Source organism: Streptomyces platensis (assembly GCF_008704855.1).
Classification (GTDB): Bacteria; Actinomycetota; Actinomycetes; order Streptomycetales; family Streptomycetaceae; genus Streptomyces; species Streptomyces platensis.
This window is the reverse complement of record NZ_CP023691.1, coordinates 5,690,894-5,714,337: the sequence shown is the minus strand read 5'-3', so window position 1 is coordinate 5,714,337 and position 23,444 is coordinate 5,690,894. Positions and strand designations below refer to the sequence as shown.

The following is a 23,444-nucleotide window of genomic DNA, read 5'->3' as shown; positions in this document are numbered from 1 at the left end:
CTATCACCATGGCAGAGAACGTCACCCTCCCGGCGCCCCGTGACGCCGCGCCCACCCCGGGCGAGCCGCTGCTCACCGCCGAGGGCCTCACCAAGCACTTCCCGATCCACGGGGGCTTCCCGTTCAAGCGGAAGGTCGGCGCGGTCCAGGCGGTCGACGGCGTCGACCTGACCGTGCACGCCGGTGAGAGCTTCGGTCTGGTCGGTGAGTCGGGCTGCGGCAAGTCCACCACCGGACGGCTGCTCACCCGGCTCATGGAGCCGACCTCCGGCAAGATCACCTACGCGGGCCGGGACATCACCCACGCGGGCCGCAAGGAGCTGGCGCCGATCCGCTCCGAGATCCAGATGATCTTCCAGGACCCGTATGCCTCGCTGAACCCGCGGCAGACCGTCGGCACCATCATCGGCGGCCCGATGGAGATCAACGGGATCAACCCGCCCGGCGGCCGGGAGAAGCGGGTCCAGGAACTCCTGGAGACCGTCGGTCTCAACCCGGAGCACTACAACCGCTTCCCGCACGAGTTCTCCGGCGGTCAGCGCCAGCGGATCGGGGTGGCCCGGGCGCTCGCCCTGGAGCCGAAGCTGATCGTCGCCGACGAGCCGGTCTCCGCGCTCGATGTCTCGATCCAGGCGCAGGTCGTCAACCTGCTCCAGAAGCTCCAGCGGGAACTGGGCATCGCGTTCCTGTTCATCGCCCACGACCTGGCGATCGTGCGGCACTTCAGCGAGCGGGTCGCGGTGATGTACCTCGGCAAGATCGTGGAGGTGGGGAGCCGCGACGAGATCTACAACCGGCCGCGCCACCCCTACACCCACGCGCTGCTCTCGGCGGTGCCCGAGGCCAAGCTGGTGGAGAACGAGGAGGAGGACCGCGAGCGCATCCGCCTCGCCGGTGACGTCCCCTCCCCGGTCAACCCGCCCTCCGGCTGCCGGTTCCGTACGCGGTGCTGGAAGGCGCAGGACAAGTGCGCCACAGAGGAGCCGCCGCTCGTGCAGATCGGCGGGAACGGGGCCGGGCACCTCACCGCCTGTCACTTCCCCGAGGAGCCGACGACCGCGGCCCGCGGCGAGGACATCATCCTCGACCCGGCGCTGGCCGCGATCGAGGAGTCCGCGGCGGCCAAGGACACCGACACGGCCGAGTGACCCTCCGTCCGGAGCCGGAGCCCGCTTCCCCTACGGGAGGCGGGCTCCTGGCGTTTCCGGGTGCCGTGCACGGCCTCCGGCCCGTACGGCTACTCGCTCGGCACCACGTGCCGCTCCTCCGCGAAGTGGCAGGCCGAGGCGTGCCCGGCCGGGCTCGCCGTCCCGCGGAACTCCTCGGGCACGTCCAGCGGCGGGACGACGTCGGTGCACAGCTGCCGGGCCTTCCAGCAGCGGGTGCGAAAGCGGCAGCCGGAGGGCGGGTTCGCGGGTGACGGGACATCGCCGGCCAGCAGGATGCGGTCCCGGTGGGTGCGGGCGTCCGGGTCGGGTACGGGCACGGCGGACAGCAGGGCCTGGGTGTACGGGTGCGTGGGGTGGTCGTAGATCTGCTCCTGGGTGCCGGTCTCGGCCAGCCGGCCCAGGTACATCACCGCGACCCGGTCGGAGATATGCCGTACGACCGACAGATCGTGGGCGATGAAGACGTACGACAGCGCGAACTCCCGCTGCAACTCCTCCAGCAGATTGACCACTTGCGCCTGGACCGAGACATCCAGCGCGGAGACCGGCTCATCGGCGACGATGATCTCCGGGCGCAGCGCCAGGCCGCGGGCGATCCCGATGCGCTGGCGCTGGCCGCCGGAGAACTGGTGCGGATAGCGGTGGATGAACTCGGGGTTGAGCCCCACCACTTCCAGGAGTTCCTGGACCTTTCTGCGGCGGTCCCGCTTAGGGGCCGCCTCGGGGTGGATCTCGTAGGGCTCACCGATGATGTCGCCGACGGTCATCCGGGGATTCAGGGAGGTGTAGGGGTCCTGGAACACCATCTGGATGTTGCGGCGTACGGCCCGCAGGGCGCGGGCCGAGAGGGTGCTGATGTCCTCGCCCCGGTAACGGATCTGACCGGACGTCGGACGTTCGAGGCCGACCAGCAGCCTGGCGACGGTGGACTTGCCGCAGCCCGATTCGCCGACGATGCCGAGCGTCTCGCCCTGGTGGAGGTCGAAGGAGACCCCGTCGACGGCCTTGACCGCGCCGACCTGTTTCCGGAAGAGCACCCCCCGGGTGAGCGGGAAGTGTTTGACCAGGTCGCGGATCTCCAGGATCGGGGTCCCCGGGCCGGCTGCCGGGCCGCCGCCGTCATCGTGCGCCATGGAGGGTCTCCTTCCAGAAGTGGCAGGCGCTGGCCCGGCCGGGTCCGGCCTCGTACAGCGGCGGCGGGTCGGTCCGGCAGATGTCCTGGGCCAGCGGACAGCGCGGGTGGAAGGGGCAACCGGGCGGAATGGCCGTGAGGCTGGGCGGCATGCCCTTGATCGCGTACAGCCGCCGGCCCTTCTGGTCCAGCCGCGGGACGGAGTCCAGCAGGCCGCGGGTGTACGGGTGGGCGGGCGCCCGGTAGAGCTGGTGGACGGGGGCGGTCTCGACGATCCGGCCGGCGTACATCACCGCGATGGTGTCGGCGACATCGGCGACCACCCCCAGGTCGTGGGTGATCAGGATCAGCCCCATGGTCAGCTCGCGCTGGAGCTCGGCCAGCAGGTCCATCACCTGCGCCTGCACGGTGACGTCCAGTGCAGTGGTCGGCTCGTCCGCAATGATCAGGTCCGGGCCGAGGGCCAGCGCCATCGCGATCATGATGCGCTGGCGCATCCCGCCGGAGAACTGGTGCGGATAGTCGCCCACCCGCTCCCTGGCCGCCGGGATGCCGACCCGCTCCATCAGTTCCACGGCTCTGCCGCGGGCGTCCTTACGGGACATCCCCTCGTGGACCTGGAACATCTCCCCGAGCTGGGCGCCGACGCTGAGCACCGGGTTCAGCGCGGACAGTGCGTCCTGGAAGATCATCGCCATCTTCGCGCCGCGGACCCTGCGCCGTTCGTCCTTGCGCAGGGTGAGCAGATCGCGCCCCTGGAAGACGACTTCGCCGCCGGTGACGCGTCCTGGGGGCGAGTCCAGGATGCCCATCACGGCCTGGGCGGTGACGGACTTGCCGGAGCCGGATTCGCCGAGCACCGCCAGCGTCTGGCCGGGCGCCACGCGGTAGCTGACGCCGTTGACGGCCTTGGCCACGCCGTCCCGGGTACGGAACTCGACCCGTAGGTCCCGCACGTCGAGCAGGGCCGTACCGGCGCCGGCGGACCGCGCGTCCTCGTTCGTCATCTTCCGGCTCCTCAGCGCAACTTGGGGTCGAGGGCGTCGCGCACCGCGTCGCCGAGCAGGATGAACGCCAGCACCGTGATGCTCAGCGCTCCCGCGGGCCACAGCAGCATGTGCGGCGCGCTGCGGATGTAGGGGGAGGCCGTGGAGATGTCGATGCCCCAGGAGACGGTGGGCGGCTTCAGGCCCGCGCCGAGGTACGAGAGCGTCGCCTCCAGCGCGATGAAGGTGCCGAGGGCGATGGTGGCGACGACGATGACCGGCGCGACGGCGTTCGGCGCGATATGCCGCAGCAGCAGCCGCCGGTTGCCCGCGCCCAGCGCCCGCGCGGCCTGGACGTAGTCGTTCTGTTTGGCGGTCACGACGGAGCCGCGGGCGATACGGGAGATCTGCGGCCAGCCGAGCAGCACGATGAAGCCGACCACCGGCCAGACCGTGGTGCTGGTGACCATGGAGAGGAAGACCAGACCGCCGAGGATCACCGGGATGCCGAAGAAGATGTCGGCGAGCCGGGAGAGCAGGGTGTCGCCCCAGCCGCCGAAGAACCCGGCCAGTCCGCCCAGCAGGCTGCCGAGCAGCGCCGCACCGGTCGTGGCGCAGACGCCGACGGTGATGGAGGCGCGGGCGCCGTAGACGACCCGGGTGTAGACGTCCCGGCCCTGGGTGTCGAAGCCGAAGGGGTGGCCGGGCTGGGAGCCCTGCTGCGCCTTGGCGAGGTCGGCGCGGTAGGGGTTGCCGGTGGCGATCAGCTGCGGCCAGATCGCGATGACCACCAGGAAGAGGATGACCAGCGCGGAGAGCACGAAGACCGGGTTGCGGCACAGGTCGTGCCAGGCGTCGCTCCACAGGCTGCGCGGTTTGCCGACGGGGGCCCCGGCGCCGGGCGGGGCCGCACCGGGCCGCCGTTCCAGCGACTCCGCCTCGCCGATGGCCAGTGCGGCGGACCCGCCGTCGCCGTGGCCCATGGCTTCCTTGGGGACGTAGGACTCAGGCATAGCGGATCCTCGGGTCGAGGACGGCGTACAGCAGGTCGACGAGGAGGTTCGCGAGCAGGAAGACCAGCACCAGGATCGTCACGAAGCCCACGACGGTCGGTGAGTTCTGCCGCAGAATGCCCTGGTAGAGCTGGTATCCGACGCCGTGGATGTTGAAGATGCGCTCGGTGACGATCGCGCCGCCCATCAGGGCACCGATGTCCGTGCCGATGAAGGTGACGACCGGGATCAGCGAATTGCGCAGCAGATGGCGGGTGATGACGCGGTGCCGGGGCAGGCCCTTGGCGAGGGCGGTGCGGACGTAGTCGGCGCGGGCGTTCTCCGCGATCGAGGTCCGGGTCAGCCGGGTGACGTAGGCGAGCGAGACCAGCGCCAGCACCAGCCCCGGCAGCAGGAGTTCGTTCAGCGGCGCCTCGGGGGCGACGGACGGCGCGGCCCAGGCCCACTGCACCCCGAACAGGAACTGGAGCAGATAGCCGCTGACGAAGGTCGGGATGGACACCACGACGAGGGTGAGGACCAGCACCGTGGTGTCGATGTCCCGGCCGCGCCGCAGCCCGCTGAACACCCCCAGCACGATGCCCACCAGCATCTCGATGACGACGGCGACCAGGGCCAGCCGCAGCGTGACGGGAAAGGCGGAGGCCATCAGCTCGGTGACCGGCTGGCCGTTGAAGGCGGTGCCGAAATTCCCCTGGAAGATCTGGCCCATGTAGTGCAGATACTGCTTCCACAGCGGTGCATCGAGGTAGAGCTCGCGGCGGATCTGCGCGGCGGTGGCGGGGTCGGGCGCCCGGTCGCCGAACATCGCGGCCACGGGGTCGCCCAGGGCGTACACCATGAAGAAGATGAGGAAGGTGCTGCCGATGAACACCGGGATCATCTGGAGCAGCCGGCGGATCACATAGCGGCCCATGACGCACCGGCCTCCCTCGCCACACGGCCCGTGGGCACGGTCAGTTGACCTTGATGTCGTCGTAGACCGGCACGCTGAACGGATTCAGTGCGACATTGCTGATCCGGTCCGAATAGCCGCCGCTGCCGTTCTGGTACCAGAGCGGAATGGCCGGCATCTGGGTGGCGAGGATCTTCTCCGCGTCCTGGAATGTCGCGACGGCCTTCTTCTGGTCCGTTTCCGCGTTCGCCTGGTTCACCAGCTTGTCGAAGGAGGCATTGCTGAACTTGCCGTCGTTGGCGGAGGCGTTGGTGTAGTACAGCGGCTGGAGAAAGTTCTGGATCAGCGGATAGTCCATCTGCCAGCCGGCCCGGAACGGCCCGCTCATCCGCCGGGCGGTGAGCTTGTTGCGGAAGTCGGCGAAGGTTCCGACGGGGGCCCCGACACATGCCTGGTCCTCTCCCAGCGACTTGTTGATGCTGTTGCAGAGGGCATCGATCCAGTCCTTGTGGGAGCCCGTATCGGCGTTGTACGCGAGGGTGACCCTGCCGCCGGGGAGTCCGCCGCCCTCTTTGATCAGCTGTTTCGCCTTGGCCGCGTGGAACTCACAGGCCTCACCGCACAGCCCGGGTTTGTAGCCGCCCTTCGGCCCGAGCACCGGTGAGGTCCAGTCCGTGGCGGGCGTCCGGGTCTTCTGGAAGATCTCCCGGGTGATCTGGTCCCGGTCGATCGCCATCGACAGGCCCCGGCGCACCTTCTCCGCGCCCGGCCGCCCCCACCGCTTGTCGTACATGGGAAAGGCGAGGGTCTGGATGATCCCGGCCGGCTGATTGATATAGCGGCCGCCCAGATCCGCCCGTACGTTCTTCAGCTGTGCGGCCGGCACATCGTCGACCAGATCGAGGTTGCCCGCCTGGAGATCGGTATAGGCCGTGTTGTTGTCCGTGTAGACCCGCAGATCGATTCCGCCGTTGCGCGCCGGATCGTCCCCCGGATATTTGTCCCACTTCCGCATCCGCAGCACCGACCCCTTTTCGTAGGAGTCCACGGTGTACGGCCCGTTTCCGACCGGCTTCCCGATCCAGGCGTCGTGGTCCCGGAAGAACGCCTGCGGCAGCGGCATGAAGGCCGCATAGCCCAGGGTGTCCGGCCAGGTGGAGAACTTCTGGTTGAGCTTGACGGTGAAGGTCTTGTCGTCCTTCACCGCCAGCCCCGACAGGGTCTTGGCCCGCGGACTCCCGGTGTCCGGATGTACTTGCGCGAAGCCGTCGATGTACTGGAAGAACGGTGCGTTCTTCTGCTTGTTGCTCAGCAGCGCGCCATAATTCCAGGCGTCCACGAAGGACTTGGCGGTGACTTTCTCCCCATTGCTGAAGGTCCAGCCGTCCTTCAGTGTCACCGTGAAATTCTGCGAATCCTTGGTCTCGATCCGGTCCGCGATCACATTCTCCGCGGCGCCCGTCTTCGGGTTGTAGCGCTTGAGTCCGCGGAACAGCATTTCCAGGACCTTGCCGCCCTGGACCTCATTGGTGTTCGCCGGCTCCAGCGGATTCTGCGGATCCCCCCAGGAGGCGCTGACCACACCGGAACGGCTCGCACCGCTCCCGCCCCCGCACCCCGTGGCCACGAGGGCGACGGCGACGGCGGATGCGCCCCACTTCGCGCACGTGGCTCTCCGCATGACGCCTCCTCAGTCCGGAGCATGCCTAGGGCCACATAAGACCGCAAAGCCGGACCTACCGCACTCCGGCGGCGTCCGCCACTGCTCCGGAAACCTGAGAAACCCCTCGGATGCCCGATCGGGGAGGGAGAGGGGGCGCCGCCCGGGGACGCCCCCTGGAGCCATACCGCCCGCCTGCCGCCGACCACTGACGCCGCCGGCCCGCGACAACGCCACCGGCCTGCGACGACACAGCCGGCCACCCACGACGAAGGGCGCCCCTCGCACAGAGGGGCGCCCCATCGTTTCAGGCCGGGATACCGGCGGCAGCCGTTACCGCTTCGCGCGGGAAGCCGTGCGGCCGCGCTCCTTCTGGTCCAGGACGACCTTGCGGATACGCACGGCCTCCGGGGTCACCTCGACGCACTCGTCGTCGCGGCAGAACTCCAGGGACTGCTCCAGCGACAGCTTGCGCGGCGGCACGATCGCCTCGAACGAGTCGGCCGAGGAGGAGCGCATGTTGGTGAGCTTCTTCTCCTTGGTGATGTTCACGTCCATGTCGTCGGCGCGGGAGTTCTCGCCGACGATCATGCCCTCGTACACCTCGGTGCCGGGCTCGGTGAACAGCACACCGCGCTCCTGGAGGTTCGTCATCGCGAAGGCGGTGACGGCACCGGCGCGGTCGGCGACCAGGGAGCCGTTGTTACGGGTGGTCAGCGTGCCGAACCACGGCTCGTGGCCCTCGTGGATCGAGTGCGCGATACCGGTGCCGCGGGTGTTGGTCAGGAACTCCGTACGGAAGCCGATCAGGCCACGGGACGGGACGACGAACTCCATGCGGACCCAGCCGGAGCCGTGGTTGGACATGTTGTCCATCCGGCCCTTGCGGACACCCATCAGCTGGGTGACGGCGCCCATGTGCTCCTCGGGCACGTCGATGGTCATGCGCTCGACGGGCTCGTACGTCTTGCCGTCGACCTGCTTGGTGACCACCTGCGGCTTGCCGATGGTCATCTCGAAGCCCTCCCGGCGCATCTGCTCGACCAGGATGGCCAGCGCCAGCTCACCGCGGCCCTGCACCTCCCAGGCGTCGGGGCGCTCGGTCTCCAGGACGCGCAGCGAGACGTTACCGATCAGCTCGCGCTCCAGGCGGTCCTTGACCTGGCGGGCGGTGACCTTGCGGTCCTTGACCGCGGCCTTGGCGTCCGCGCCCTTACCGGTGCCGCCCCGGCCGACCAGCGGCGAGGTGTTGGTACCGATGGTCATGGAGATCGCCGGCTCGTCGACCGTGATCAGCGGCAGCGCGATCGGGTTCTCCGGGTCGGCGAGGGTCTCGCCGATCATGATGTCGGGGATACCGGCGACCGCGCAGATGTCGCCCGGGCCGGCCTTCTCGGCGGGCTTGCGGGTGAGCGCCTCGGTCATCATCAGCTCGGTGATGCGGACGTTGGCGATGGTGCCGTCCCGCTTGATCCACGCGACGCTCTGGCCCTTGGCCAGCTCACCCTGCTCGACGCGGAGCAGCGCGATACGGCCGAGGAAGTTGTCCGCGTCCAGGTTGGTGACGTGCGCCTGGAGGGGGGCGTCCGCGTCGTACTGCGGGGCCGGGACGGAGTCCAGGAGCGTGGTGAAGAACGGCTCCAGGTTGGTGCTGTCGGCCGGGACGGTGCCGTCCTCCGGCTTGGTCAGCGAGGCCACGCCGTCACGGGCGCAGGCGTAGACGATCGGGAATTCGATCTGGTCCTCGTCCGCGTCCAGGTCCAGGAACAGGTCGTAGGTCTCGTTGACGACCTCGTCGATCCGGGAGTCGGGGCGGTCGGTCTTGTTGATGCACAGGATGACCGGCATCCGGGCCGCGAGGGCCTTGCGGAGCACGAAGCGGGTCTGCGGCAGCGGACCCTCGGAGGCGTCGACCAGCAGGACGACCGCGTCGACCATCGACAGACCGCGCTCGACCTCGCCACCGAAGTCGGCGTGGCCGGGGGTGTCGATGATGTTGATCGTGATCGGGTCCCCGCCGTCCTTGGGGTGATACTTCACCGCCGTGTTCTTGGCGAGGATCGTGATGCCCTTCTCACGCTCCAGGTCGTTGGAGTCCATCATCCGGTCGTCGAGCTTCTCGGCGGCGTGTTCGGCGAACGAACCGGCCTGCTTGAGCATGGCGTCGACGAGGGTGGTCTTCCCGTGGTCGACGTGGGCGACGATGGCGACGTTACGAATGTCGTGGCGGGTGGGCATACTGGCGGCGCTTCTCCCGGAATCGTGGGTGGCGACGCGTCCATTCGGTACGCGCGCCCGCCGGGCATAACGAAGCCACGGCCTCACCCCATCGTACGGGGCCGCGGCAGCATTGGCCGCCGCGGCCCGTACATATGCGCTATGACCTGCGGATTCTTACCATTTATTCGCCCCGACTCCACCCCTACTTCCGGTAACCGATGTCCTGGAAGCGGGGTGTGGCGAAGCCGAAGGCACCGACATTGGCAAGCGACTTCTTCGTCGCCACCAGCTCGGGCCGCTGGTAGAGCGGAATCGACCCGGCGGCCGCCCAGATCCGGGCGTCGGCCTGCGCCATCAGCGTGTGCGAGGCGCCCTCGTCCAGCTCGGAGGCGGCCTGGTCGAAGAGCTGGTCGATGTGGTCGGTGCCGACCCGGGTGTAGTTCTGCTCGACGGTCAGCGAGCCGTCGGGCGCGGGCTGCGGCTTGGCGTAGATCGGGCGGGCGTCGGTCGCCGGGTAGGCGGTGCCGGGCCAGGAGTACAGCGCCAGGTCGTAGTCGCCGGAGGCGATGTGGTCCTGGAAGTAGCTGGCGTCGGAGACCCGCTGGAGGGACGTCTGGACGCCGATCTTGCCGAGCATCGAGGCGATCCGCCGTCCGACGGTGCGCAGCTGCTCGGAACCGGCGCCGTCGGGGAGCACGAAGCGCAGGGTGAGCGGCTTGCCGTTCTTCTTGACGGCGGCGATCCGGGATGTCTTGCCGTCGGCGGGCTGCGGTGCGGCCGCCGCGTCGGCGGCACGCTCGACGGCGGCGTGCCGGGCACCCGGGTGCCCGCCGGACCCCGGCAGTGGCCCGGACTGTCCGGTCTCGACCCGCTCGGCGGCACCGAGCGCCTCCGCCGCCCGCTTCTTGTACCGCTTGTACTTGGCGTACGCCGAGGACTCGGTGTCACCGTCCGCGTCGGCCTTCTCACTGGCGGCCGCCTGCTTGTAGAACGAGGCGCTCTGCCGCAGCAGCGCGGACTGCTGGACCTCGGAGCCGACCGCGCCGGTGAAGGACAGCGGGGCCTCGGCGGCCGCGGGCCGGTCGCCCCGGCCGGGCGCACCGGCGCGGCCGTGGTCGGCGCGGGCCGGGTTGCGGTCGTCGGAGCCGTCCGGCCCGTCCTCCGCGGAGTCGTCCCGGTACCCGTCCTCGGCGTACCCGTCGTCCGGCCGCCCGTCGCCGTCCTCGTAGGCGCGGCCGTCGGGCGCCGGTGCGCCGGGGTTCTCGCCGGCCTGCTGGTGGCCGGCGCCGTCGCTCTTCCAGCCGGCGTCCGCGAGCAGCGCCTTGGCCGCCCCGGAGTCCTGGTCGCCGAGCGCGGCGCTGTGGTCCGCGTAGCCGTACTGCCCGGCCATCAGCAGATGGCTGCCGAGCGGCTTGGACGGCAGGTCGAGCGGCTTGAGGACGGTGTCCGCGAGCGCCTGCCGGTCCAGGGCACGGGCCACCGCCCGGCGCACCCGGTCGTCGGCCAGCGGCCCGCTGCTGCCGTTGAGGGCGAGCTGGGTGTAGGCGGGCTCCAGCGCCTTGCGGATGGTGTAGCCGCGCAGGGCGGTGTTCTCCGCCGCGGCGGCCTCGGCGCCGGTACGGGCACCGGACCGGGCTCCGTCGCCCTGCGGGCCCGCGTGGCCGTCGGCGGGCGAGCCGGAGCCGGCCGGACGCCGGGCGGAGGCGACCCGCTTCGCGGCGATCTGGTCGACCGCGGCGACATCGACGCTTCCCTCGGCCAGCGCCGCCGCCCGCTTGTCGCCGGGCAGGGACTGCAACACGATCCGCTTGAGCTTGGCGGGCTCGCCCCACCACCTCGGGTTGCGGGCGAGGATGACGCGCCCCTCCTTGGTGTCCCGCGTCTGGACGAGGAACGGGCCGGCGCCGACCTTGAGCTGCTCCCGGGCGCCGTCGTTGAAGGCGTTGGCGCTGCCCATCACGCTCTTGGGGTAGAGCGGCGTGAACAGGGACCGCCAGTCGGCGTAGGGGCGGGCGAAGGTGACCTTGACCTCATGGGCGTTCGCGCCCTGCTGGACCTTGCCGATCCGGTCGTAGCCGGCGTTCCGGGCGGTCCAGTAGGCGTTGTTCTTGCCGCGCAGCGCGGTCCACTGGGCGACGAAGTCGGCGGCGGTGATCGCCGTACCGTCGCTCCACCGCGCCTTGGGGTTGATCTTGTAGGTGACGACCTGCTTGGGGTCGCGGGTGCTGATGTCCGCGGCGTCGAGGAAGTCGGCGTTGCGCTGCGGTCTGCCGCTCGCGTCGATGGTGAACATGCTGGGCAGCACCGCACCGGCGATCCGCGCGGTGGTCGCGTCGGCGTCGGACTGGAAGGCGTTGAGGGTGCCGGGCATCGCGTCGACGGCCCAGCGCAGGGTGCCGCCGTTCTTCAGGTCGCCGCGGGGTGCCGGGGCGATGTCCTGGGACGCCGCGACGGACGCCTCCCGGTCGTCTTCGCTGCATCCGGTCAGGACCGGCAGCGGGAGCAGCACCCCCGCCGCGATGAGCGCGGCACAGCGGCGTCTGCGGCACACCGCGCGGCGGCCTGCAAGGTGATCGTGGTCAGTCATGACGGTTACCTCCGGGCTCGCCCGCGCCGCGCCGAGCACCGCCTGGGGCTGACCGGCGCACCACGTTCGGCCGATTTTGCGGCTCATCACATCTATGGCACCCCTACTGAAAGCGAACGCGCCCGGACCGGCAGTCCGACACGGCGGCCGCCGCACCAAGGCCACCCGCCCGGCCCAACACAGGGCCCTTGGAGCGGGTCACGGCGGGGTTCGCGGGGATGCGGGCCGCCGTCCGCCGCCGCCCGTTCCCGTATCGGCGTTCGACCTACGCCGGGGCGCATGGTTGCCGGAACGCACCGGTTCGAGTCGTAATCGCGCTGGACCCCTTCCCAACGCCTACTGTGACGCGCGACACTCTCGGGCGCATGAGATCGCCCACCACACCTTCAAAAGTGAGGGCACGTTATATGTCCCTACAGGACGCAATGACGGCGGTTGAGCGCAGCCTGGACGACCTGATCCGGTCGGTGGGAAAACTGGAGACGCAGCTCGGCGCCGGTCTGGACATCCGCCGGGTCCGTACGGACACCGACCATCTGCGCGAGAGTCTCACCCTGCTGAAGCAGAGCGTGGCGGCCGCTCCCCCCGCCCACCGGCGCGCGCCCGACGTCGAGATGGTGCCGATCTCCGACGCCCCCTACAACTCCGCGCTGTGGACCGACGCCCAGGACGAGGGCCTCGGCTCCAGGAACGGCCACGCGCCCTAGGGGAAATCCCCTGGTGGAGGCCCCTTAGGGGGTGGCTTCGCCCCACTCAGCCCCTACCCCGTTGCCGCCCCGGTGGAAGCATTCCGGCCGGAGCGCCTTTCACGGAGACCGACGTTGGCCACTGGCACCGAACCCTCATCGCAAGCGGGCGCGACCGGCGTGCACACCGCCTCGCGCGCCGCCATCCCCGCCCGTCATCTGCGCACCGACCGCTGGTGGCTGGCGCCGGCGTGCACCGCCGCCGGGCTGCTCGCGTTCATCGTCTACTCGACCTGGCGGGCCTTCGCGAACGCCGACTACTACGCCGCGCCCTATGTCTCGCCGTTCTACTCGCCCTGTCTGGCGGAGAACTGCCACACCATGCGCGGCGGCCCCAACTGGGAGATCTTCGGCAGCTGGTGGGGCCTGTCCCCCGCCCTGCTGATCCTGATCTTCCCGCTGGGTTTCCGGCTGACCTGCTACTACTACCGCAAGGCCTACTACCGCGGCTTCTGGGCCTCGCCGCCGGCCTGCGCGGTCGCCGAACCGCACAAGAAGTACACCGGTGAGACCCGCTTCCCGCTGATCCTCCAGAACATCCACCGCTACTTCTTCTACTTCGCGGTGCTGGTGGCCGGCGTGCTGACCTACGACACCGCGCTGACCTTCCGTGACGAGCACTACGCCTGGGGCCACATGGGCCTGGGCACCCTGATCTTCCTCGTCAACATCGCGCTGATCTGGACGTACACCCTCTCGTGCCATTCCTGCCGGCACATCATCGGCGGCCGGCTGCGGCACTTCTCCAAGCACCCGGTGCGCTACCGGATGTGGGGCTGGGTCGGCAAGCTCAACGAGCGGCACATGCTGCTCGCCTGGTCCTCACTGATCAGCGTGGCCGCCGCGGACTTCTATGTCTTCCTGCTGGCCAGCGGGGCGTTCGCGGACCCGCGCTTCTTCTGACGACAACATCTCCTAAGGAAAGGTGTGCCCCCTGATGGCGCATGTGGACCGGCAGGCATGGGACGTGGTCGTGGTGGGCGCCGGCGGCGCCGGACTGCGGGCCGCGATCGAGGCCCGCGAAGCCGGTATGCGGACGGCCGTGATCTGCAAGTCCCTGTTCGGCAAGGCCCATACGGTGATGGCCGAGGGCGGTATCGCGGCCAGCATGGGCAACGCCAACGAGCATGACAACTGGCAGGTCCACTTCCGGGACACCATGCGCGGCGGCAAGTTCCTCAACCAGTGGCGGATGGCCGAGCTGCACGCCCGGGAGGCGCCCGACCGGGTGTGGGAGCTGGAGACCTGGGGCGCGCTCTTCGACCGCACCGCCGACGGCCGGATCTCCCAGCGCAACTTCGGCGGCCACGAGTACCCGCGCCTGGCGCATGTCGGCGACCGTACGGGCCTGGAGCTGATCCGCACCCTCCAGCAGAAGATCGTCTCGCTCCAGCAGGAGGACGAGAAGGAATTCGGCGCGCACGACGCCCGGTTGAAGGTCTTCCAGGAGTGCACGGTCACCCGCGTCCTCACAGAGTCGAACAGCGGCTCCGCCGCGGGGTCCGGCCGGGTGTCCGGCGCCTTCTGCTACGAGCGGGAGTCCGGCCGCTTCTTCGTGCTGGAGGCCCCGGCGGTGGTGCTGGCCACCGGCGGTATCGGCAAGTCCTTCAAGGTGACCTCGAACTCCTGGGAGTACACCGGCGACGGCCACGCACTGGCGCTGCTGGCCGGGGCGCCGCTGATCAACATGGAGTTCGTGCAGTTCCACCCCACCGGCATGGTCTGGCCGCCGTCGGTGAAGGGCATCCTCGTCACCGAGTCCGTCCGCGGCGACGGCGGGGTGCTGCGCAACAGCGAGGGCAAGCGCTTCATGTTCGACTACATCCCGGACGTCTTCAAGGAGAAGTACGCGGAGACCGAGGACGAGGGCGACCGCTGGTACGAGGACCCCGAGCACAACCGCCGCCCGCCCGAGCTGCTGCCCCGCGACGAGGTGGCGCGGGCCATCAACGCCGAGGTCAAGGCGGGCCGCGGCTCCCCGCACGGCGGCGTCTATCTGGATGTCTCCACCCGGATGCCGGCCGAGGTGATCAAACGCCGGCTGCCCTCGATGCACCACCAGTTCAAGGAGCTGGCGGATGTGGACATCACCGCCGAACCGATGGAGGTCGGCCCGACCTGTCACTACGTGATGGGCGGTGTGGACGTCGATCCGGACACCGCGGCGGCGACCGGGGTGCCGGGACTGTTCGCGGCCGGTGAGGTGGCCGGCGGGATGCACGGATCCAACCGGCTGGGCGGCAATTCGCTGTCCGATCTGCTGGTCTTCGGCCGCCGGGCCGGGCTGCACGCGGCCGAGTACGCGGCGTCGCTGGCCGACCGGCCGGTGCCCGATCCGCTCCAGATCGACACGGCGGAGGCGGAGGCGCTGCGCCCGTTCAGCGCCGAGGACACCGGGGACGGCACGGACGCCGGCCGGGTCCCGGCGGAGAACCCGTACACCCTGCACCAGGAGCTCCAGCAGGCGATGAACGACCTGGTCGGCATCATCCGCAAGGAGAGCGAGATGTTCGAGGCGCTCAAGCGGCTGGCCGATCTGCGGGTACGGGCCCGGCGGGCCGGCGTCGAGGGGCACCGGCAGTACAACCCGGGCTGGCATCTGTCGCTCGATCTGCGGAACATGCTGCTGGTCAGCGAGTGTGTGGCCCGGGCGGCGCTGGAGCGCGAGGAGAGCCGGGGCGGGCACACCCGCGATGACCATCCGGCGATGGACCGGCTCTGGCGCCAGATCAACCTGGTCTGTGAACTCGCCGATCCGCAGGGCGATTCCCGGGCCGCCGACCCGGCGCTGGGCCAGATCCGGCTGTCCCGCCGGGAGAACCCGCCGATCCGCCGCGATCTGCTGGAACTGTTCGAGAAGGACGAGCTGGCGAAGTATCTGACCGACGAGGAGCTGAGCCGGTGAGCCAGGCGCAGACAGAGCAGCAGTCCGGGACCTACCAGGCGCACTTCCGGGTGTGGCGGGGCGACGCGGACGCCGGGGAGCTGGCGGATTTCACCGTCGAGGTGCACGAGGGCGAGGTGGTGCTGGACATCGTGCACCGTCTCCAGGCGACCCAGGCGCCCGATCTCGCGGTGCGCTGGAACTGCAAGGCGGGCAAGTGCGGTTCGTGCAGCGCGGAGATCAACGGGCGGCCGCGGCTGATGTGTATGACCCGGATGTCGGTCTTCGAGCGTACGGAGACCCTCACGATCACCCCGCTGCGGGCCTTCCCGGTCGTCCGTGACCTGGTCACCGATGTGTCCTTCAACTACGCCAAGGCCCGGGAGATCCCGTCGTTCGTGCCGCCTCCGGAGCTGGCGCCCGGCGAGTACCGCATGCAGCAGGAGGACGTCGGCCGCTCGCAGGAGTTCCGTAAGTGCATCGAGTGCTTCCTGTGCCAGGACACCTGCCATGTGGTGCGGGACCACGAGGAGAACAAGGCGGCGTTCGCCGGTCCGCGCTTCCTGATGCGCATCGCCGAGCTCGATATGCATCCGCTGGACGCGGCGCCGGAGTCGGGGCTCGACCGCAAGGCCACCGCGCAGGACGAGCACGGGCTGGGCTACTGCAACATCACCAAGTGCTGTACCGAGGTCTGCCCCGAGAACATCAAGATCACCGACAATGCGCTGATCCCGCTGAAGGAGCGCGCCGCGGACCGCAAGTACGACCCGCTGGTGTGGCTCGGGAACAAGATCCGGCGCCGTACCGAATGATCCGGTGACGGACGTGGCGCGGGGGCCGGTGTCACACCCGGCCCCCGCGCCGTGTCCGTCCGCCCGTTTCTCAGAACAGGCTCAGCAGGGCCTCCGCCGGGTCCACCGGCGCCGACTCCCCGTCGGGCAGGGCGAGTTCGAACCACACGGTCTTGCCGCGCGGGGTACGGCGGCTGCCCCAGCCCTCGCTCAGCAGACCGACCAGCTGGAGTCCGCGGCCGCCCTCGTCGGTGTCGCGGGCGCGGCGGCGGCGCGGCTGGGCGAGATCGGCGTCCCAGACCTCGCAGACCAGCGAGCGGTCCAGCAGCAGCCGCAGCCGGATCTCACCGTGGCCGTGCCGCAGTGCGTTGGTCACCAGTTCGCTGACCAGCAGCTCCGTGGTGTCGACCAGGTCCTGAAGGCCCCAGTCCATGAGCTGGTCGCGGGCCAGTTCCCGGGCGCGGGCCACCGAACGCGCCTCCGGCGCCAGATTCCAGTCGCCCACCGCGTCCTTGGGCAGCCCCTGCACCCGCGCCATCAGCAGCGCGATGTCGTCTTCGCCGTGCGAGGTGTCCAGGGCGTTCAGGACGTGGTCGCAGGCGTCCTCCAGCGGGCGGTCGGCGCCCGAGAGGGCCGTACGGAACGCCCGCAGCCCCTCGTCCAGCGGATGGTGGCGGGACTCCACCAGACCGTCGGTGTAGAGCGCCAGCAGCGCGCCGTCCGGCAGCTCGACCTCGATCTCCTCGAACGGTTCCCCGCCGACGCCCAGCGGCATCCCCGGCGGGACGTCGAGCAGCAGCGCGTCCTCCCCGTCCTCGACCAGCACCGGCGGCAGATGCCCGGCGTTGGCGAACGTACAGCGCCGGGTGACCGGGTCGTAGACGGCGTAGACGCAGGTGGCGAGGTAGACCTCGGAGAGGTCGGCGGTACGGGCCGAGCGCCCCGTCTCCGGCGCGGCGTCGGCGGTTCCGGACCGGCCGCGGGCGGACCGGGACTGCGACCGGCCGTCGCCGTCGCCGCCGAGTCCGCGGGCGATCTCGTCCAGTGCCGAGAGCACCTCGGCAGGTTCCAGGTCCAGCAGGGCCAGCGTGCGGACGGCGGTGCGCAGTTCGCCCATGGCCACGGCGGCGCGCAGTCCGCGCCCCATGACGTCGCCGACGACCAGGGCCGTGCGGTGGCCGGGGAGTTCGATGACATCGAACCAGTCGCCGCCGACCTCGGTGGCGGTGGTGCCGGGCAGATAGCGGCAGGCGATGTCCAGCCCGGCCGCCTCCGGGTCGCCGGGCGGCAGCAGACTGCGCTGCAATATCAGCGCGCGTTCGTGCTCCCGGCGGTAGAGGCGGGCGTTGTCGATACAGACCGCGGCGCGCGCGGCCAGCTCGACGGCGAGCGCGGTGTCGCGCTCACCGAACGGCTCACTGCCCTTCGTACGGGAGAACTGCACCAGCCCGACGACGGTGTCCCTGGCGACCATCGGCACGGCGAGGGTGGAGTGCACCACCGCGCCCAGCTCGGGGCCTTCGTCGCTCTCCCGGGCCGGGATGATCTGCGCCTGGGCGGTACGCAGGGCGCCCGCGCAGGGCGAGTTGAAGGGATAGCGGTGGACGGCGCCGACCGCGACCGGGCCGGGTGCGTCGCCGAGGACACCGGGGGCGGTGGCGAGCGGGGCGTCCGAGACGGCGCTGGCGAAGTGCCGGGCGGGGCCTCGTCACCGGACAGCAGGCCCTGATAGAGGTCCACCGAGGCCAGATCGCAGAACTGCGGGACGGCGACGTCCAGCAGCGTGCGGGCGGTGGTCTCCAGGTCGAGGGAGTTGCCTATCCGGGCGCCGGCCTCGTTGAGCAGGGCGAGGTTGCGGCGGGCGTTGGCGGCCTCCCGCTCGGCCCGGCGCCGGCCGGTGACATCGGCGGCGAGCGCCGCGACACCGATGGGGCGGCCGCTGGCGCCGTGCAGCCGGTAGAGCGACACCGACCAGCGGCGGTTCTCCTCGTCGCCGGACGGCAGGCCGACCAGCTGCATCTCGGCGACCGGCTCGCCGGTGTCCAGGACGCGGCGCAGCGCGGCGGTCATCCGCTCGGCCTCGGACCGCGGCAGGAAGTCATGCGGCCCGCAGCCGCGGTACCTGCTCGCCGGGCCGCCGAAGACCGAGGCGAACCGCTCGTTGACCCGCAGCAGCTTCAGGTCCGTGCCGAACAGGGTGAAGCCCATGGGAGATTGACCGAAAACGGCCTGCGAGGCGGCAAGGTCGGTTTCGATGCCGCGCAGCGCCCGGACATCGACGACCAGACAGACCGCGGCGCGTTCACCGTCCTCGTTGCGGGACGGCATCACATAGATCTCGGCGAGGCCGTCGGCCGTGCCGTTCGCTTCCCTGCGGTAGGGCACCAGGCCGGTCCACTCCCGGCCGTCGAGTATCTCGGACACCTTGCGGTGCCCGGTCTCCCGCAACTCCCGCGGGACGAACGCCTCGACGGGGTCCTTGCCGAGCGCGTAACGGGCGGGGATGCCGAGCATCTGCTCCGCGCGCTCGCTCCACTGCTCGATCCGCCCGTCGGGGCCGAGCGAGAAGGAGGCCACCCGGATGTAGTCGTAGATCGATCCGGGCCGGCTGCTCTGCCATACGGGCGGACCTTGCAGTTCGCGCAGGGGCGGACAGCCACCTGGGTCGCCGGGGCTGTCCGCACCGCCCTGACCTTCGGCCTGCGCGGGTTCTGCCCCGCCAGATGACATCTTGCTCACGAGCCCCGTCCCCTCCAGCTCATCGTGCCCGGACCGGACCAGCTCGAGTATCCAATACCCCGGCTATCCGGAACACGGTCTTCACGATCACAGCACAGTCTCGATCGCAGCCCGTCGACAAAATGTCGATGGAATGGCAACGATCAGGACTTTCATCTGTCTCCTAACCAGCCACCGACAGCTCGAACCACACTGTCTTACCGCTCTTTCCGCGCCGGGTCCCCCACCGTCGCGAACTGCATGCGACCAGCTGCAATCCACGGCCTCCCTCGTCGTCGGGAGCGGCGTCGCGCTCCAGCGGCGGGTCGGGCAGCGGATCGGAGACCTCGACGAGCAGCCCGTCGGAGCTGAGCAGCACCATACGGACCCCGATCGGCCCGCTGGCATGGCGCAGGGAGTTGGTGACGAGCTCGCTGACGAGTAGTACGGCCATATCGGCGGCGCCGTTCAGGCCCCAGTCGTCCATGACCCGCCGGACGGCCGTGCGGGCGGTGCGCACCGCACCGGGGTCGGCCGGAAAGCTCCATTCAGCGGTGGCGGAACCGGCGGCCTTGCTGCGCCTGCGAGCGCTGCCGGAGCCGGGCTCAGGGACCCCTGCCGCTGCGCTGTCGCTCACGCCGATCACATCCCAGCACGATGGCTCCCCGTCGTCTTGTCTGCGTCGATGGGGTCAATCTGGACATACCCGGTATCCCGCCCCGCATATCGCCTACGGCGGTGCACTGTGGCACAAATGAAACATATTGCGGCGGGGGCTGATGGTTCCGGGAGCAGGCGGGGCGGGATGCGGGCGGGGCCGGGTGCGCGTGGGCTGGACGCAGGCAGGGGCTGACGGGGCGCGGGGAGGGCACAGGCAGGCGTGGGCGGGACGCGGACGCGTGGGGGCAGGGCGCGGCCGGCTGCGGCGCGTTACCGCCGTACGCCGGTCGCCCCGGCCGGGGCCGCCAGTCGGCGCATCGCCTCGGCGACCGCCGGGCGGTCCTGGTCCAGCCAGTCGACCTGGTTCTCCTCGCCGGGCAGCAGCCAGCGCAGCTCGTCATGGTCCTGGAGCGGCCGCGGCTCCCCGGACAGCAGCCGGGCCGTCCACACCTGAAGGACATAGCCGGGGCGCAGTATCCACTCGCCCGGAATCCGCTCCAGGGCCGCGGCCTCGACACCCAGCTCCTCGCGCAGCTCACGCTCCAGCGCCTGCTGAGGTGTCTCGCCGTCCTCCACCTTGCCGCCGGGCAGCTCCCAGCGGCCGGCCAGCGCGGGCGGTGCACTGCGCCGTGCGGCCAGCAGCCGCCCGCGCTCGCACACCGCTCCACCCACCACTACGCGCACGGTCGTCATGCGCGGCAGCCTACGTCGCCCGCCCTGGTCCCGCTTCCCGCACGTCGCCCCTCAGGTCGCCGCGCGGTCGGCCTTCTCGACCACGTAGAGCTGCTGGCGGCCGCGCGTCTCGAGCCGGTCGGCCACCCGCTCCGCCTCCGCCCGGGTGGCATACCGCCCCACGCGATAGCGGTTGCCCCCTTCGTCCTGGCGGATGACGAGCCAGGGGAGCACGGCTCCACCCTCAGTCATTGCGCCCCTCCGTCCGCCGGACAGCGCGCCGTCACGCGCTCCTGGTCTGCTGATGCCGAAATCGCAATCCGCATATGCCCGAGCCTACGCCCGACCTTCACTCAGCGGATATGGATTTACACAAAGAGGTACTGAACCGGCCACCCGCGGGCCCCGGCGAACCGGAAGCGGCCTGCGAGTGGCCGGTGGGGCCCGAGTGACTCGGGCATACGTATCGGCGCCGACGGCGCGGGAGCGGGGCTCAGGCCCTGACGGAGGCCTTGACCCCTTCGGTCTCCTCGGCCGCTTCGGCCTCTTCCGCCGCCTGGATCTCGGCCTCGGCCTGGATCAGCGTCGGGTTGCGCCAGGAGCTGCGCACACCCCAGTAGTAGAAGGCCAGTCCGATCAGGGCGACCAGGACGATGTCCCAGCCCTCGGGCAGATAGCCCTTACCGCCGAACTCCTTGCCGCCCATGTACGAGACGGAGGCCATGACCAGCAGATACGCCACCATCCAGGCACCGGCCTTGAGGTGCGGGCGCAGCGCGGCCCACGGCTTGCGGCCCTGGGTCAGCGGCTTGCCGATCTCGTACCAGGCCCAGACCGGGAGTCCGACGGCCATGATCAGGATGACCTTGCCGGTGAGCGGCCAGCGGCCCCAGTAGAGGACCAGCGAGCCGAAGATCATCGCGATCGGCGCGATGACCGGCATCGCCTTCAGCTTCACCGGACGCTTGAGGTCCGGCGAGACGCGGCGCAGCGACATCACCGCGACCGGGCCGGTGATGTACGAGATGACCGTGGCCACCGAGACGATCTCGGCGAGCGATCCCCAGCCGCGGAAGACGGCGAGGAACAGGAAGGCGATCACGAGGTTGAGCAGCAGCGCGGGGCGCGGCACACCGGTCTTCTTGTCCACCTTGCCGAAGATGCCCGGCAGATGACCGTTCTCCTGCACACCGTGGATCATGCGCGAGGTGGTGGCCGCGTAGATCATGCCGGTGCCGGACGGGGAGACAAAGGCGTCCGCGTACAGCAGCAGCGCCAGCCAGTTCAGGCCCCAGGCAATGGCGAGGTCGGCGAGCGGCGAGTTGAAGCCGAGACCGGCCCAGCCGCCGCCGGCGGTCAGCTTGTCGCCGGGCACCGCCATCAGGAACGCGACCTGGAGCGCGACATAGATGACCAGCGCGATCACGATCGACCAGATGACGGCCTTGGGCAGCGACTTGCCGGGGTTACGGGCCTCGGCGGCGAGGTTCAGCGGGGACTGGAAGCCGTTGTAGGCCCAGACGATGCCGGAGACGGCGACGGCGGTGAAGACCGAGCTCCAGCCGTTGGGCGTGAAGCCGCCGTGGTGAACGATGTTGCTGGTGTCGAAGTGCGCCAGCATCAGCGCGCTCGCGGTCAGCGCCGGGACGACGACCTTGAAGACCGTGATCGCGGTGTTGGTCTTCGCGAACAGCGAGATCGCGAACCAGTTGAGGAAGAAGTAGAAGATCAGCAGCACGCTGGCGAGCCCGACACCGGTGCCGGTCAGCTCCTTGCCGTCGTACAGCGCCTGTGCCCAGCCGAAGTCCCAGGAACTCATGTACTGGACGGAGGCGGTGGCCTCACCCGGGATGACCGAGACGATCGCGATCCAGTTGGCCCAGGCCGCGAGGTAGCCGGCGAGCGAGCCGTGGGAGTACTGGCCGTAGCGGACCATGCCGCCGGCCTTGGGGAACATCGAGCCGAGCTCGGTGTAGGTGAGGGCGATCGTCAGAGCGACCACCGCTCCGATGATCCAGGCGAGGATCGCGGCAGGGCCGGCGATGGCGGCGGCCCGCTCGGCTCCGAAGAGCCAGCCGGAACCGATGATGGACCCGAGACCAGTGGCGGTCAGGGCGATGGTCCCGAGGGACCGACGGTAGTTCGAGTGCGCGCCCTGCTCCGCACTCGGGGTCTTCGTCGTGCTCACGTGCTGGTCTCCTGGTCTTCCCCCGTGCCGTGCACAAACTTCGCCATCGTAAGAGCGAATCGCACGGTCGGCTTCCCCCACCCAGGCAAAAATCCCGCCCAGTTGAGCGTCTGTGGGGTATCCCACACCGGTTTGCGGGCGGCATTTAACAACAAAGTGGTCAAAATGGGGCACCAACCTGAGAACCAAAGGCGCTCTGTGGGCGTCTAGGCGACACATACAGGGCACCGAACCAACACACCATCTACTTCACAGGCAAGTGATAGGCGACCCGATAGCGGTCCGCGAGGGTGACCACATCGGCCGTCTCGACCGGCCGGCCGCCTGCGAAATACGTCCGCGAGACGACCAGCACCGCATGCCCCGGCACCCCGCCCAGCGTCATCGCCTCCTCCGCCAGCGACGGCCGCGCACCGACCTCCTCGACGACGTTGTCCACCACCACGTCGATGGCCGCCATCCGTTCGACCACCCCACGGCCCGCCAGCGGCCCCTCCTCCGGCAGCATCACCGGCGTCCGCCCGGTCACCTCCAGGGGTTCCCACGAGGTCGAGAGCATCGACGGCTCCCCCTCCGCCCGGAAGACATAGCGCGTGCGCATCACCTTGGCCCCGTGCGGGATGCGCAGCCGGGCCGCGACCACCGGACCGGCCGTCTCCTGCTCGCTGCTGGACTCCCAGGTGCCGCGCACCCGCTCGTCCGTCTGCTCCTGCCGGAAGGGCGTACAGCCACCTACCGAATGGAAGCCGACGCGGGCGATACGGCGCGGGACGGGCTGTTCGCGCACATAGGTCCCCGATCCCGAGCGGCCCTCGACCAGCCCCTCGGCCATCAGGACCTTGCGCGCCTCCAGGGCGACGGTGTCCGAGACGCCGTACTCCTCGCGGATGCGCGCCTGGGAGGGAAGACGGGTGTGCGGCGGCAGCACCCCATCGACGATCTTCTGGCGCAGGTCGCCGGCGACGCGGAGGTACGCGGGCTGCTCACCGAAAGGCACATGCCCCTCCCAACAGCTTGACAGTCAGCAACAGCGTGGCAACCGCGTGTTGCCGACCGCAAGCTTGGGCCAGATGTTCACCTGATGTGATGAATCCCAGCTCAGCACGTGTATGAGGCGAGA

The 23,444-nt window shown here is 70.0% G+C and carries 17 protein-coding genes and 1 pseudogene; 5 read left to right on the top strand and 13 right to left on the bottom strand.

Features of this window, described 5'->3' with window-relative positions; translation table 11 throughout:
• The first annotated feature begins 8 nt into the window (after positions 1-8).
• The gene (locus CP981_RS25420; RefSeq protein ID WP_085925062.1) at positions 9-1,148 is read left to right on the top strand and encodes an ABC transporter ATP-binding protein; all 1,140 of its coding nucleotides are present in this window, start codon (positions 9-11) and stop codon (positions 1,146-1,148) included.
• An 89-nt stretch (positions 1,149-1,237) separates the two neighbouring features.
• On the opposite strand, the gene CP981_RS25415 is transcribed toward CP981_RS25420, so the two are convergent.
• The 7 genes from CP981_RS25415 to CP981_RS25385 all read right to left on the bottom strand — a co-directional run bounded on the left by CP981_RS25415 (position 1,238) and on the right by CP981_RS25385 (position 11,662).
• Complete coding sequence (locus CP981_RS25415; protein WP_085925061.1) at positions 1,238-2,302, bottom strand: ABC transporter ATP-binding protein; 1,065 nt, start codon at positions 2,300-2,302, stop codon at positions 1,238-1,240.
• Positions 2,289-3,308: an ABC transporter ATP-binding protein gene (locus CP981_RS25410; RefSeq protein ID WP_085925060.1), complete on the bottom strand. Its 1,020-nt coding sequence runs from the start codon at positions 3,306-3,308 to the stop codon at positions 2,289-2,291. The genes CP981_RS25415 and CP981_RS25410 overlap by 14 nt, the downstream gene beginning before the upstream one ends.
• An 11-nt stretch (positions 3,309-3,319) precedes the next feature.
• Complete coding sequence (locus CP981_RS25405; RefSeq protein WP_085925059.1) at positions 3,320-4,300, bottom strand: ABC transporter permease; 981 nt, start codon at positions 4,298-4,300, stop codon at positions 3,320-3,322.
• The gene (locus tag CP981_RS25400) at positions 4,293-5,216 is read right to left on the bottom strand and encodes an ABC transporter permease (RefSeq protein WP_085925058.1); all 924 of its coding nucleotides are present in this window, start codon (positions 5,214-5,216) and stop codon (positions 4,293-4,295) included. Before CP981_RS25400 ends, CP981_RS25405 begins: the two co-directional genes overlap by 8 nt.
• A 40-nt stretch (positions 5,217-5,256) precedes the next feature.
• Entirely contained in the window at positions 5,257-6,876 is a 1,620-nt protein-coding gene (locus CP981_RS25395) for a peptide ABC transporter substrate-binding protein (protein WP_085925057.1), read from the bottom strand.
• 312 nt (positions 6,877-7,188) lie between these two features.
• Positions 7,189-9,093: a translational GTPase TypA gene (gene typA, locus CP981_RS25390; protein ID WP_085925056.1), complete on the bottom strand. Its 1,905-nt coding sequence runs from the start codon at positions 9,091-9,093 to the stop codon at positions 7,189-7,191.
• A gap of 184 nt (positions 9,094-9,277) precedes the next feature.
• A complete protein-coding gene (locus CP981_RS25385; RefSeq protein WP_085925055.1) occupies positions 9,278-11,662 on the bottom strand; it encodes an ABC transporter substrate-binding protein in 2,385 nt (794 codons plus the stop codon).
• Between the two features lie 407 nt (positions 11,663-12,069).
• On the opposite strand from CP981_RS25385, the gene CP981_RS25380 reads away from it, so the two are divergent.
• The 4 genes from CP981_RS25380 to CP981_RS25365 all read left to right on the top strand — a co-directional run bounded on the left by CP981_RS25380 (position 12,070) and on the right by CP981_RS25365 (position 16,107).
• Entirely contained in the window at positions 12,070-12,369 is a 300-nt protein-coding gene (locus tag CP981_RS25380) for a hypothetical protein (protein WP_085925054.1), read from the top strand.
• A gap of 114 nt (positions 12,370-12,483) precedes the next feature.
• Positions 12,484-13,311: a hypothetical protein gene (locus CP981_RS25375; protein ID WP_085925053.1), complete on the top strand. Its 828-nt coding sequence runs from the start codon at positions 12,484-12,486 to the stop codon at positions 13,309-13,311.
• A 34-nt stretch (positions 13,312-13,345) separates the two neighbouring features.
• The gene (locus tag CP981_RS25370; RefSeq protein ID WP_085925052.1) at positions 13,346-15,313 is read left to right on the top strand and encodes a fumarate reductase/succinate dehydrogenase flavoprotein subunit; all 1,968 of its coding nucleotides are present in this window, start codon (positions 13,346-13,348) and stop codon (positions 15,311-15,313) included.
• The gene (locus tag CP981_RS25365; protein ID WP_085925051.1) at positions 15,310-16,107 is read left to right on the top strand and encodes a succinate dehydrogenase/fumarate reductase iron-sulfur subunit; all 798 of its coding nucleotides are present in this window, start codon (positions 15,310-15,312) and stop codon (positions 16,105-16,107) included. Before CP981_RS25370 ends, CP981_RS25365 begins: the two co-directional genes overlap by 4 nt.
• 70 nt (positions 16,108-16,177) lie before the next feature.
• Here CP981_RS25365 and CP981_RS25360 read toward each other — a convergent pair.
• From CP981_RS25360 to CP981_RS25335, 6 genes and pseudogenes are all read right to left on the bottom strand, one after another.
• Positions 16,178-18,816 (bottom strand): annotated as a pseudogene (locus CP981_RS25360) (SpoIIE family protein phosphatase).
• Positions 18,817-18,988: 172 nt separating this feature from the next.
• Positions 18,989-19,450 carry an ATP-binding protein gene (locus CP981_RS25355; RefSeq protein ID WP_085925050.1) on the bottom strand — a complete coding sequence of 154 codons (462 nt, stop codon included), beginning with the start codon at positions 19,448-19,450 and terminating at the stop codon, positions 18,989-18,991.
• Between the two features lie 284 nt (positions 19,451-19,734).
• Complete coding sequence (locus CP981_RS25350) at positions 19,735-20,157, bottom strand: (deoxy)nucleoside triphosphate pyrophosphohydrolase (RefSeq protein ID WP_190146435.1); 423 nt, start codon at positions 20,155-20,157, stop codon at positions 19,735-19,737.
• A 51-nt stretch (positions 20,158-20,208) separates the two neighbouring features.
• Positions 20,209-20,388: an SPOR domain-containing protein gene (locus tag CP981_RS25345; protein ID WP_018089368.1), complete on the bottom strand. Its 180-nt coding sequence runs from the start codon at positions 20,386-20,388 to the stop codon at positions 20,209-20,211.
• Positions 20,389-20,629: 241 nt separating this feature from the next.
• The gene (locus tag CP981_RS25340) at positions 20,630-22,324 is read right to left on the bottom strand and encodes an APC family permease (protein WP_085925049.1); all 1,695 of its coding nucleotides are present in this window, start codon (positions 22,322-22,324) and stop codon (positions 20,630-20,632) included.
• A gap of 244 nt (positions 22,325-22,568) precedes the next feature.
• On the bottom strand, positions 22,569-23,321 hold the full coding sequence (locus CP981_RS25335) for a GntR family transcriptional regulator (RefSeq protein WP_085925048.1): 753 nt from the start codon (positions 23,319-23,321) through the stop codon (positions 22,569-22,571).
• Positions 23,322-23,444 lie beyond the last annotated feature (123 nt).